At 36.7% G+C, this 13,254-nt stretch carries 8 protein-coding genes; 1 reads left to right on the top strand and 7 read right to left on the bottom strand.

Translation table 11 applies throughout. The features are described 5' to 3' along the window. Positions 1 to 404: 404 nt before the first annotated feature. From IPM56_14070 to IPM56_14040, 7 genes are all read right to left on the bottom strand, one after another. Entirely contained in the window at positions 405 to 851 is a 447-nt protein-coding gene (locus IPM56_14070; protein QQS38319.1) for a T9SS type A sorting domain-containing protein, read from the bottom strand. 1,225 nt (positions 852 to 2,076) lie between these two features. Further along, a complete protein-coding gene (locus IPM56_14065) occupies positions 2,077 to 4,230 on the bottom strand; it encodes a TonB-dependent receptor (protein ID QQS35360.1) in 2,154 nt (717 codons plus the stop codon). Between the two features lie 88 nt (positions 4,231 to 4,318). Then, positions 4,319 to 4,888 (bottom strand): hypothetical protein, encoded by a 570-nt coding sequence (locus IPM56_14060; GenBank protein ID QQS35359.1) that lies wholly within the window; start codon positions 4,886 to 4,888, stop codon positions 4,319 to 4,321. Between the two features lie 149 nt (positions 4,889 to 5,037). Further along, positions 5,038 to 5,415, bottom strand: coding sequence for a T9SS type A sorting domain-containing protein (locus IPM56_14055; GenBank protein ID QQS38318.1), 378 nt, complete (start codon positions 5,413 to 5,415; stop codon positions 5,038 to 5,040). Positions 5,416 to 6,669: 1,254 nt separating this feature from the next. Continuing rightward, entirely contained in the window at positions 6,670 to 8,784 is a 2,115-nt protein-coding gene (locus tag IPM56_14050; GenBank protein ID QQS35358.1) for a TonB-dependent receptor, read from the bottom strand. Between the two features lie 127 nt (positions 8,785 to 8,911). Then, complete coding sequence (locus tag IPM56_14045; GenBank protein QQS35357.1) at positions 8,912 to 11,050, bottom strand: TonB-dependent receptor; 2,139 nt, start codon at positions 11,048 to 11,050, stop codon at positions 8,912 to 8,914. A 97-nt stretch (positions 11,051 to 11,147) separates the two neighbouring features. Then, positions 11,148 to 11,699 (bottom strand): hypothetical protein, encoded by a 552-nt coding sequence (locus IPM56_14040; GenBank protein ID QQS35356.1) that lies wholly within the window; start codon positions 11,697 to 11,699, stop codon positions 11,148 to 11,150. A 205-nt stretch (positions 11,700 to 11,904) separates the two neighbouring features. On the opposite strand from IPM56_14040, the gene IPM56_14035 reads away from it, so the two are divergent. After that, positions 11,905 to 13,227 carry a T9SS type A sorting domain-containing protein gene (locus IPM56_14035; protein QQS35355.1) on the top strand — a complete coding sequence of 441 codons (1,323 nt, stop codon included), beginning with the start codon at positions 11,905 to 11,907 and terminating at the stop codon, positions 13,225 to 13,227. The last annotated feature ends 27 nt before the right edge of the window (positions 13,228 to 13,254 follow it).

Genomic DNA, 13,254 nt, shown 5'->3' with positions numbered 1-13,254 from the left:
TACTAGCATTCGTAGTTAGTTTTTATTGGTCAATGATTTTAGTCTAAACTGAGTTATTGTCTCAATACGAATAGAACTAAAATAGCCTGAGAGATTTTGTAAAATGAAAACAATCTTTTCTTACGGTATACTAGCAAAGCAGAATAAAGGTTAGCGAGGAAGAGAAAACATTTTTAGCTTATTTTAGAAAAAACAAAGAACGATTCAGAATAATCCGAATGGCAGTTCTTTCATTCTATATATATAATCTATGAACAGCAAATTCAGTCCGCGGGCAGGGGACTAAATTCGCTTTCCATAACTGTAGTTAAAGGTGGATAGTTTTCAAAAAAAGTAAAACGATTCCACCTTTTCTGTTCAGACTTAATTTGATCGAAAGCAGCCCGCATCATTTCAAATAAATTTTATTTTAGGTAAATCATTTTCTTTGTCTGAAGATGACTTCCGGCTTTCTTCCGATCCGAATGGATCGCTATGCGATAAAAATAAATACCGCTGGAAAAGTTCTCTGCGTTAAATTCAACTTCATATTGTCCGGCGGTTTTTGCCTCATTAACTAATGTATAAAGTTCATTACCCAATAAATCATAAATTTTCAAAGTTACATGTAGAGACGGGGCATGCCCCGTCTCTACTGAGGGTACACTGAATTTAATTTTTGTCACCGGGTTAAAAGGATTTGGATAGTTCTGCTCAAGTTTAAATTCACTTAAAGTTACTTCCGGCTCATCAACACTTACAGGGATTAATTCTATCGGCACAGTCCAAATCTGGTATTCACCGGTTGAGTTATCCATCCACACAGGAAAAAGTTTATTACCAACAGCAACGATGTCAATATTGTCACCCATATACCCTTGCCCCAAACCACCGATAGCGGTCGGTTTAAAGTTATGATCGCTTATTTCATATTCAGTCCAGCTATTTCCGCCATCAATAGATCTTGCAAGAAATACTCCGGAAGAATCACTTGTTGTATTTCTGTCATCATAAAAGATGATGTTTATTCCACCGGCATCATCAATTGCAATTCCGGGAAAGAACTGGTATTTGCCATTATTGATTTGATCCTGGTTAACTCTAATTCCCTGAGACCATGTTAATCCACCATCAGTCGATTTGTTAAGTATGATATCAGGATCACTTCCAGCCGGTGATAAATTTTTTTGTGAGGTGACAATATAAATTGTACCTCTGTACTGACTCTGTGATACATCAACAGCCATTCGCGGCTGACCATTCACTCTGATATTTTGTTTGGTTGTCAGTAGCCCCTGTATTCCATTAATGTTGAAAGCATTTTCAAGAACACTCCAATCTGTTCCGCCGTTTGTTGAGGGAGCAAACCCAACCTGTATTTCGGTAAATGGTGGTGATGTTATAGTTCCTCCCCAGCAGATGTAAACTTCATTGTTCGGACCTAAAGCTATGTCCCCGCCTACACCTCTTGCAGTCGGATTGTTCAGTTGGACGACATTATTCCAATCACCGGTTATATCATCCGAATAAGTGAACTTAACAGGGAATGGAGTTGTTAGCATTGCCCACGTTGCATAGGTTCTGCCAAAGTAGCTGCTGGATGGATTATTATCAGTTACGATTGCAACACGCTCAAGAAAATCATCAGAAATTTCTTTTTGAACTGACCAGTTCAGTCCTTTATCGGTTGAGTAGTGCGAATATGCACCGCTGCTTGATGTTGATGCTTTCCTTGTTAGAATAAATGTTCCATCTGCGGAAATTGAAATTGCAGGATCGCCGCCGTGAAAAAAAACATTCGGACCGTTGCATGTATCACTGCCATACCAGCTTTGTCCGCCATTTGTGGTGACATAAATTCCCTCACTCACAAAAAACCCACCGGTAAATTTTAATGTATTGGCTGAAACAAAAAGAGTATTCGGTTCCCCCGGATGGGAAACAATGAACACTTCCGACTGAGAGTTACTGCCGGGAAAAATTCTGTAATTCGTTCCTACACTTATACCGCCTCCCTGTGAATGGGAGACGGTATTAGCAGCAACTAATAATAATGTTATGAGAAAAATTTTATTCATCATTTCCTTTTTAAAGTGATTAGAAATAGTAGCCTAACTTAAACACTGCAAAAATTGATTGCGGTTCACCTGCTTCATAGTAACGACCTCTTGCTGCATTAATATTAATGAATGAAACATAGAGTTTGTCAAGCATGTTATTTACACCGCCTGAAACCAGCAAACTGAAATTACCTGCAAGTAATTCAAAACCTAATGATGAATTAAGTAATTGATAACCGTCAGTCTCAGCCGTGTTTGCGTCATCAACGAACATACCGCTTATGTTCTGGTATGAACCTTTAACGTATCCATATATGTTAGCAATTATTCGTTGTCGGTATTCAAGCGAGGCAAATAAATTATTCTTGGGTACGCTTGGAACGAGGTTGCCTGAAAAATCTCTGTATGATGGTACGAATAAATCATCAAGAGTCAGCGCGGAATATTCATCATAAACAAAATCTGAATAGGTATATGAAACTGTTGCTTTAAGTCCTTCATAGACTTCAGCAGTTACGCCTACTTCAAGACCTCTTCTTTTTGTCTTTGCTGAATTCCTGAAAAATATATCCTGATCTATTTCAAAAGGTACAATTTCATCTGTTACTATCGTATTAAAGAAAGTAAAATCAAAAAGTACATTTCTGAAAAAAGTTTTTTCCATGTCAACAAGATTTCCTTTTACTCCGAGCTCAAAGTTTGTTGACTTTTGCGGTCTCAGATCTGAGTTAAGTAAAAATGCCGGCTGATTTTGTTTTGGATAATCATCCAATTCATTTCCAGCCGGTGAATCAAAACTATATCCATAAGAAGTATAAACTGCAATCGATGGAGTGACTTTATAATTTAAAGCAAACTTCGGAGTAAAGTCTTCATATCTTAACAGTTCGTTTTGCGCACCAAAATTTCTGTTGACTTGCTGAAAATATACATTGTCATATCTTCCGCTGACCATAAGATATAATTGCTTGTTATACAATTCAAAATTGTCTAAAACATACAAACCTGTGTTCCCGACAGTTTCATCGATATAGCCGTTTGCATTAAGGTTATCTCCCTTTGCACCGCCTATATTTTCAAAGTCGGAAACAGGTCCGGTTTGATAGAACAGATCTCCGCCAATTGTGAAAGTATTTTCTCTGTCAAAGAAAACGGACTTGTTCTGGTACTTTGCCGAAGCACCTAAACCATACCGATCAAAGATCCTGAATGATTCAACGGCTACACGCTCAAAATATTTTATTGTTCCGTAACCTGTAACTTCTATTTCATTATTTTTTTGTGCGCCAAAGCTTGTGTTAAACCTGATGCCTACTCTTCCTTTTTTAGAAATTCTTCTGAAGTCCCAAAGCAGCTCCCTTGGTCCAGCCTGAAAAGGATCGGCATCAAATTGTTCTTTGGTTAATGAGCCTGGAAGTCTTATCAACCCGCTGGCAAGGTAACCAAGGAATTGTAATTTGGTGTCATCTCCGGGAGTAGTTTCAAGCACCACATTCATAATGTGCCAGTAGTCTTCGCTGTGCGGACGAAAGCCTTTATAATTATGATAAGTGTAAGTTGCGAGCAGACCATAATTTTCAGTCCGCACTCCGGCTTTGATCCCGTTTCTTCGAAGACCGTTTGCACCAAAATCATTAAACTGTGTAATGAAAGACTGTGAGAAATTTATATCATTAATAAAATTTATAACTCCGCCGGGCGCATTAGTATAGAGTGAAGAAGAATTTCCTTTCACCACTTCAATACTTCCGATGGAATTAAAATCGATTGCTTCAATACGTGTTTGTCCATCCGGCTCTGATTCAGGAATTCCGTCGAGAAGTATTCTTACTCCACGAATCCCCGTGTTTGAACGGCTGCCGAATCCACGTATAGAAATCCTCACATCGTGATTTCCATAACGTGATTGCATAAACACACCGGGTACAGCACTTAACACATCACTGATTGAAACCTTTCTGCTATACTTATATTGAAGCGGACTTATCCTTACTACAGAGTATGGAATATCAATTATCTTTTCATTTGTACGCGTACCGGTAACCACGACTGCATCAGTTTCATATTGCAGTGTATCTAATTTAGTTACCGGGCTGTCATTATTTGCTGTTCCATCCTGCGAATAAATCACAGAAAATGAAAACAAAGATAAAGTCATCAAAAGGAGAATGACTTTTATACAAAATTTCATATTCACCTCATTGGTTTTAAAATACAGTATTTACCCTCAACCCGGTTTTTTAAAAATCCGTGAGGAGGGTAGGATGAATTAAAAGTCATTAAGTAATTAATATTTTTGGTGGTGGGGAAGGGATATCAGGTTCATTATTGAGATATCCTTTTTCAAGTAAAGATAAATATTTTTGTCCGGCACAGTCAGGAGTACTTAGAATTATCAAAGCTAAAAATAAATCTGTTACCTGCTGTGCCGCTAAAGATCTTCCTGATGTTTTACGCTTCTTTTCTTCCAGGTCATTTTCATATTGGTCATTGAAAGCAGCATTTAGTTTGTTTTCCTTTTTGTCGAGGAAACAATAAAAATGGACAGAGTCTTTTGTATCTATTCTTTCAACGATATCATACATGTCACCATTGAACTTAAATTCTTTGCTGTGCTTCCAGATAAAATCAATTGTTTTATTTTCGATATCAGTTATTCTGAATGAGAGTAAAATAATTTTTTCTTTTACTTTTTTTTCACTGATGGCAAGATGGTTTTCCTGTTTTGTATCTGCGATAAGCTGTTGATATACAACAATGTAACCGCCTGTATTGTACAATAGCATAAGTGATGCAAAGACTGCTATAATTTTCTTAAAGTTTATTTTACCGGATGTTCTTCTTTTCATCACTTATCGGGTGTGAGGGATAATCTATTTGAATTAATTCAAAAATACACAACTATTTAATAACATACATTAAAGAAATTGTATGTGAGTCAGTCATGCATAACAATGCAGGTTGGATTTGTATTTATTCTTTCAAAGAAAAGAAGCAGCTACTTTAACAAAATCATTTTTTTTGTATATGAGAATTCACCCGCTTGCAATCTGTAAAAATAAATTCCCGATGAGATATTTTTTAAAGTTGAAGAATTAAATTCAACTTCATAAATGCCCGGTGATTTTTGTTCATTAACAAGTAATGCTAATTCATTTCCCAATACATCATAGATTCTTAAAAGTACGTGTGTAGGGGACGCATAATATGCGTCCCCTACAGTGAATTTTATTGTTGTTGTTGGATTAAACGGGTTTGGATAATTTTGTTCCAGCACAATATTCTCAGGAATAATATTTTCAATCTCTTCAACAGGCAAAAGTACATCATCAATTATACTCATCCATACCTGGTAAATACCATTGTAATCTGCCATCCAGAATGCATAGTGTTTATCGTCAACAGTTAAAAGAGTTATGCGATCACCCTGGTACGCAGATGACCCGCCGAGTATTGGCTTAGGTTTAAACCTGGAGTTTTTAATAGAGTATTCATTCCATGTGTTTCCTCCGTCAGTAGAACGGGCAAGAAAAACAACTGTTGAATCCTGAGTTGTATTTCTGTCGTCATAAAAAAGAATGTTCAGTGTTCCCAGATCATCTACTTCGAGAGAAGGAAAGTATTGTACTTTTCCGTTGTTTAATTCATCCTGGTTTACTCTTATTCCGGGTGACCAGTTAATTCCGTTATCACTTGAATAACGAATTACAACATCGGGATCGCTGCCGGCAGGGGAGTTATTCATTTCGGTTGTTACTATGTAAAGCCAGCCGTCACGTGTGCCGCCGCTTTTATCAATTGATATTTGCGGAATACCATTCACTCTTATTCCGCCTTTTAATGGAAGCGTTCCTGCTATGCCGCGCATATCAAAAATATTTTGTTGAAATGACCAGTTTACTCCACCGTCAGTTGAAGTGGCAAGTCCTGCAAATGATTCATAGAAAGGTGCGACATTTGTAACGCCTGCCCAGGTAACGAAAACATCTCCGGTTCTTGAGGAAGCAACTGAACCACCAACACATCTTAATGGAGGATTTGGATTTACTATAACAGGCGTACTCCATGTTTCACCGTCATTTGATGAATAAGAACAAAGAGCAGCAAACGGATCTATTATATCAATCCATGAAAGATAAGTTCTTCCGTTGTAGTTGCTTGTTGAAGAATTATCATAGAAGATTGTTCCTTTATCCCCGGTTTGATTGGTCGTGATTGTTGAAGCGTTAGACCATGTTGTTCCAAGATTGGTTGAATAGTGTGAATACATTCCCGGGAAAATATTGCCGATGTGTGAAAGAATTAATCTACCTGAGTTAGTGATTACAACACCCGGATCGCCACCGTGATTTATAGTTGATGCGCCTTTACAGGTATCAGAACCAAACCAGGTTTGTCCGCCGTCAGTTGAAACATAAACTCCTTCACTTCTGAAAGCATTTGATGTATTGAATGTAACAGCGCTGACGAATAAAATATCCGGATCATTTGGATGCACAGCGGCGACAGGCTCCGTTTGAGTAATGAAACTTGGAAAGATCTGAACCTTCTCAACATCAAGTTCAGTCTGAGCCTGCAAAACTCTAATAAAAAAAATAAAACAAAACAGGATCTTTTTTTTCACAGTTCACTAAAATTTAAAATTAACATTTAAGCCGGCGTAAAAACTTCTTGGTTCACCGGTTTCATAGTATCTCCCGAAATAGTCATTGATGTTTACAAACCCAACATATCTTTTATTAAAAATGTTGTAAACACCTGTGTAAAATACTGTGCTGAACAATTCACTTTGATATGTTATGCCAGCCATAATATTTCCATAGAAGAATGATGGCGCGGTTTCAGAGTTTGCATCATCGACATAAATTTTTTCGATGTAGTCGCAATCCCATTGTAACAAACCGGAGATGTCATCATTTATTTCAAACTCATAATTAAAAATAAAGTTAACGATCTGCTGTGGAACAGACGGTTCAAAATTGCCGGAATAGTTTACAACTGTCGATCCGGTTGGCGTATAATTTTCTGTTAAATAGGTGTCGTATTTGAATTTTGTATAAGTGTAATTTATAAGCAGTTCGGTTTCCTCAAATGGATGAGTCTTTAAACCAATTTCAATTCCCGTTCTTTTTGTTTTTGCTGCGTTCTTTAAATAAACCTGCTGATTTATGTTGAACGGAACAATTGCATCTGAAATTATATAATGGAAAAAAGTAACATCAAATGTTACCTTTCGCATGAATTCTGCTTCACGGTTAATGATATTTCCTTTGACACCTACTTCAAAATTTTTAGAACGCTGCGGATCGAGATCAGGATTTAATGTATAAGCTGAATTTGTTGTGAACAAATTATTATCAAGTTCACTTAATGCCGGAAAGTCGTAACTAACACCGTAAGAACTGTAAACAGCAACTTCTCTTAACAGTTTATAATTGATACCAATTTTAGGAGTTAGCCCTGAAAAAACTCTTGCTGAATCTGTTGAACCAAAAGGTATATAGATATCTCTCTTGAATTTGCTGATATCGTACCTGCTTGATAGAAACAAACCAAGTTTATTTTCTATAAGATCAAGATGATCTAAAAAATAAAATCCAACATTGCTTACACTTGCATCAAAAGAATTTTGAACAGATACACCTCTTACACCGGAAGTGTTTTCAAAAGCATTGATGGGTCCGCTTTGAAACGCATAATCCATTCCGGCAGTAAATGTATTTTTAAGATCAGCAATATGTCCCCTGTTTGCATAACGGATAAGTGTTCCCAGCGAGTAACGTGTTGAAAGTACAAATAATTCATTGTCAGTTTTTGTTAATTCTTTTATTCCACCGTAGGCTGTTATTTCTAATTCGTTTTCATCAACATCGCCAAAACCAGTACTGTATTTAACTGCGAGTCGTCCTTTCTTTGTCATTCTTCTAAAGTCCAATGCAGTGGCTAATGGGTTGGACATAAAAGGATCAGTTTCATATTCAGTTTTTGTAAGAGGTCCGGGTAAACGGTTAAAACCATCAACAAAATTTCCAAGAAGAGTTATGCTTGATCTATTGCCGAGATAACCTTCATAGATAGCATTTACAAGGTGTTGATATTCTTCACTGTGTTTTCTGTAACCATCAAGATTCCGATAATAGTATGAAAGGAAGAAACGGTTCTCACTGTTTTTTAATCCAACTTTAAAACCATTTTGCCTGAAGCCAAACTTACCAACCTGGTTGAATGTTGCGGCAAAGTTATCAGCAAAGTAATAATCTGTTTTAAAATCAATTACACCGCCGGGTGCGTTTGCATAAAGAGATGATAAATTTCCTTTAACAACTTCAACGCCTGCGAGAGATGTGAAGTCAACTGCATCAATAACTGTTTCACCATCCGGTTCTGATTCGGGAATTCCATCCTGTAATATTCTTACTCCGCGTATTCCTGTATTCGACCTGTTGCCGAATCCGCGGATTGAGACTCTGAGATCCTGGTTGCCATATCTTGATTGCAGAAATAAACCCGGAACATCTGCAAGTACATTGCGGGCAGAAACTTTTTTGCCGTAAGCTAATTCTTTTTTTTCGACACTAAAGACTGAGTAGGGTATATCAATAATTTTTTCTTTAGTTCTTGTTCCAACAACGGTTACTTCTTCAAGTCCGTATTTAAGAGTATCGCCTTTTTCTTCTTCCTGTGAAAATAAAAGGGGAGAGAAAAATAGTGCTAAAACTATAAGGTGAGATTTTATGAAGTTCAAGTCAGCTCCCATTAAAATAAGATAACAGAAAAAGTATCTATCAGTAAATGTGAATTTCAATCAACCGGGGATAAACTTTATCCCCGGTCAATGTTATAAATGGATCACTTAAATATAAAACTTATACTTAGTTAAATCCCAGAGAAATTGATGCTGTAATAGTTCTTGGTAAACCTGGTTCAAGATATACCGGAACTCCGTTTACAAAGTCAGGATTAATAAATGCCGAAGCGATATACTTTTCATCACTAAGATTATTTATACTTACAAATCCCTGGACAGAAATATGCGGTGTAAGTTGTATTCCGTCTTTGATTCCTAAAACTGCGCCGAAAACATTATATGATGGAACAGTTATTTTGTTTGCATCGTCAACAAAATATTCACCAAGACCATTGATATTAAATGTAAGATATAAACCACCTAAACCTTTAGGTTCATAAGTTAAACCGGCGTAATAAAAATAATCGGGAACACCGGCAACTTTATTGTCTTCATAATCAGCAGAAGCACCTGCAACACCGTAATGAACAGAATCAACCATATAATCTTTATACTTATTCTGCGAATAGGTGAATGAAGTTGCGAGTGAAATACCATGATCAAATTGAAGATTAATTCCGGCTTCAATTCCCATACGGTTTGTTTCACCTGCTGTAAAGTAGAATCTTCCGCCTCTGTAAGGAATGATGTCATTCTTTACAATTATATAATAACCGGCTAAATCATAAGTAACTGACTGTAATAAAGAACTACTTCCCAGATAAAGAAGTTGTTTTGTTCCGGCTTCTATTGTTGTTGAATTTATCGGCTCGAGTAAAGGATTTAAAAGATAAACGGTGTCCTGACCATAGGTTCCTGCTGGATCAGTTTCATTTCCTGCTGGCACTTCAACACCGCCGCCGAGGTTTGCATAAATACTATGTGTCGGCGAAAACATATAAGTAATGCCGGCTTTAGGAGTTACTCTTTCAAATGATTTTGTTTGTAATCCATATCCTGTTTCAATAAAACTTTCTGAGTAATAAGTTACATTATCATATCTGCCGCCGAGAATGATACTAAGGTTCTCATTTATTCTTACTTCATTCTGAAAGAAAGCTCCGAAATTATTTGCGCCTTCACGTTTGTTATCTCTTAGCTCATCACCACGATAATTAGTTGGCGAAAGACTATAGAATAATACAGCACCATCCTGGTATGCTTCATCTAATCCAACAATAAATTTGTTATTGATATCCTTATTGAAATTAGCCGTATTGGTGTACATTACATTGCCGCCAGTGTGGTATCTTGTAAAATCTCTGAATGTTCCTCTTTCAGATCTCTGAAGATACTTAGGATTAATATAAGCCATTCCCGATACACCGTGCATTTTATCAATCTGATGATCGAGTGTAACTCCAATTCTGCCGAGCCTGTTGTAACGTCGTTCATCTCTTGCAAGATAGGTCGGGTTAGCCTGTGTCGGGTCATTAGCAAATTGTTCATCGGTTAAAGGTCCGGGTATATGAAAGATGTTGCTTGTGCCGACAAGGTAAATACCTAAGTTTGTTGCTTCATCAAGTTTTGAAATCAATCCAAGGTTTATAACAGTACGTTTACTTCCTGAATGATTTCTCCATCCTTCAAAAATATTATAAGATGCGGAAGCTGAAAGTCTTCCTACACCAAGTGTAGCATTTGTTCTCAGGAAAAATTTCTTGAAACCAAAACTTCCACCCATACCTCCGAATGAAATAGCTTCGTCATCAAGACCTGGAATTGTTGAGATATTTATAATACCGCCGCTTGCGTTTCCCCAAAGAGCAGATGAGTTTGATTTGATAACATCAACGTAGTTAGATAGACTTAAATCAATGTTGTCAAAAGATGTTCTTCCATCAGGTTCGGTTTCCGGAATTCCATCAAGCATAATTCTTAATCCGCGTGAAGTTCCCGAATTTGAACGATCACCTGATCCTCTCGCGCCAAAACCACGAATTACTAATCGTACATCCTGGTTGCCTGAACGCGATTGTGCAAGTACTCCCGGCACTTTCATCATTGCTTCATCAAGTCCATAGCCTTTTATATTGTTCAGTTGTTCCCGTGTAAGAATACTTACTGCGTATGGAATTTCCAGTGTATTTTCCGGATACCTTGTAGCTGATATCGTTATTTGTCCCATCTGGTATTTAATAGTATCCCCGGAACTTTGTCCATCCTGCGCAAAGTTCAAACATGTAACTCCGAGAATGAAAAACAGAATAAAAAACCTTTTCATAAAGGTATTCCTTTCATCTGAAATAGATTAAAATAAATTGATCACTAAGAGAATACTCTCCCGGTGACTCTGTTAATTTAGAACATTGTTTATGTGTTCAGATGAAAGATTTCGGAGGAGGTGTAGGTACTTCTGGATCGTTTAATTCTGCGATGTATTCTGTAGAAACAAGATAGGTCTGTTTCGATATTTGTTGATAATTATTTATTTCAGGATATGAAAACAAGTCAGTGACTTGCTGTATTATAATATTTCTTGTTGACCTTGAATTTTTTCTTGCATCATCCTTTTCGTAATGTTTGCTTAAATTTTTTTCAAGTTCTTTTTCTTTTTTATCATGATGACAGATGTAATGGATACTGTCGCTCGATTCATATTCTTCAACAATATCATACATTTCATCATTATACCTGAACTCTTTCGAATGTTTCCACTGAAGATTTACCAGACCGTTTTTTATATCAGATTTTTGGAATGAAAGTTTAATTAAATCTTTTTTTAATTCACCATCTTCAATTTGCTGTTCAACTTCATATTTTGTTATGTGAATCAACGGAAGATAAACCAGCACATACCCGCATGAATTATATAACAGCAGGGTAATTGCAAAATACGATATGATTTTTTTATAGTAGTTCAGTTGAAACATTAAAAATGAGCTGCTGAATTTTCAGGAATTTTGATCAATAAACTAATAAAAGATACATAACAAATTACTAATAATCATAAATCATCAGAACTTTATTATTTTATGGATACAATTTCCTGATCAATATCCGGAGATTTTATTGTCTGCTTGATTCAATAAACAATCGGAGAATTAGTACTAATTTTATTCATTACTAAAATAATTAATGATGACAAGAATTTTTTTAGCCTATTTAGTATTAGCTGGTTCCCTTCAACTATTTGCACAAACAAACTGGGAAGTTGTTAAAACTCCGGTTGAAGTTGAATTAAGAAGAGTTTTTTATTTAGACAGTATGAATGTGTGGGCTGCCGGCGACAGCGGAACAATAATTCATTCAAGTGATAAAGGTGTTAGCTGGGTAATTCAGTCAAGCGGATTACAAAAAAGGATTGAAGACATTTTTTTTCTTGATGAATCAAAGGGATGGGCTGTTACCTGGACATCAGATGGGGTAAATTTTCAAAGCCAGATTTTGACAACGACAAACGGCGGTGCTGACTGGTCTTCAGAAGACTACAGACATTCAAATATTTTGCTGTCTACAATATTTTTTATTGATTCATTAAACGGATGGATGGGAGGGGAACCGTTTGATTTTTCTTTTACTACAGACGGCGGGATAGAATGGTATCCGGCAAATCTTGATACTGGAAGCTTTGCTTACTTCCCGATTCATGAAGTAAAGTTTTCAACTCCCCAGCTTGGGTTTGCTGCTGGCGGTGTAAATGATGCAGTTGGTGTTGTATGGCGCACGACTAACGGAGGTGAATTGTGGAAAGCATATGGTATAGGTCCTGACAGGTTTTTGGATTTTATTTTTCTTGATTCATCAAAGGTTCTTGCATTGTCAAATGAAGTTGAAGGTGCTTACCCGATGGGCGAATTAAAATTTGATATTCTGACAAGCACTATCGATTACAGTGATGGTGATTCAATTTACGCTATCGTATATGGAATCAGCAACAGGACAACGAAGGAAATTTGGGCAGCGTTGGCTCAAACAAGCAGGGATTTTTTATTCAGTGGTGATTCGGCTGAGACTTGGCAGTTCATTCCAATACCGGATAGCTTGCGGATGTTTGATATTGAATTTGCTGATTCAGTACATGGAATTGCTGTAGGTGAAAACGGATATATATTAAAATACATTCCTCAGAACTCGGTAGATGTCGACGAGTATCCTGGAACAAACTTGCCTGATGAATTTAAACTTGAACAAAATTATCCAAATCCGTTTAACCCAACAACAACAATAAAATTCACTGTAGGGGACGCATATTATGCGTCCCCTACACGCGTACTTTTACGCGTCTATGATGTATTGGGAAATGAAATAGCCAAACTGGTTGACGAACAAAAATCTCCCGGCATATACCAGGTTGAATTTGCTTCTTCCGTTTTGAAAAATATTTCTTCGGGTATTTATTTTTATAGATTGCAGGCAGGGTCTTTTTCACAAACAAAAAAAATGGTTCTTCTAAAGTGAGCGGATTGCTCCAATAATTACCAGGGG

Source organism: Ignavibacteriales bacterium (assembly GCA_016700155.1).
In the GTDB taxonomy this organism is placed as follows: domain Bacteria; phylum Bacteroidota; class Ignavibacteria; order Ignavibacteriales; family Ignavibacteriaceae.
This window is presented reverse-complemented; position numbering and strand designations above follow the sequence as displayed.

What these genes read in the sequence shown, in the direction of transcription:
- IPM56_14070 (QQS38319.1), bottom strand. Translation starts at nt 851, where the DNA reads ATGGGTGACAATATTGACATCGTTGCTGTTGGTAATAAACTTTTTCCT.
- IPM56_14065 (QQS35360.1), bottom strand. Translation starts at nt 4,230, where the DNA reads ATGAAATTTTGTATAAAAGTCATTCTCCTTTTGATGACTTTATCTTTG.
- IPM56_14060 (QQS35359.1), bottom strand. Translation starts at nt 4,888, where the DNA reads ATGAAAAGAAGAACATCCGGTAAAATAAACTTTAAGAAAATTATAGCA.
- IPM56_14055 (QQS38318.1), bottom strand. Translation starts at nt 5,415, where the DNA reads ATGGCAGATTACAATGGTATTTACCAGGTATGGATGAGTATAATTGAT.
- IPM56_14045 (QQS35357.1), bottom strand. Translation starts at nt 11,050, where the DNA reads ATGAAAAGGTTTTTTATTCTGTTTTTCATTCTCGGAGTTACATGTTTG.
- IPM56_14040 (QQS35356.1), bottom strand. Translation starts at nt 11,699, where the DNA reads ATGTTTCAACTGAACTACTATAAAAAAATCATATCGTATTTTGCAATT.
- IPM56_14035 (QQS35355.1), top strand. Translation starts at nt 11,905, where the DNA reads ATGATGACAAGAATTTTTTTAGCCTATTTAGTATTAGCTGGTTCCCTT.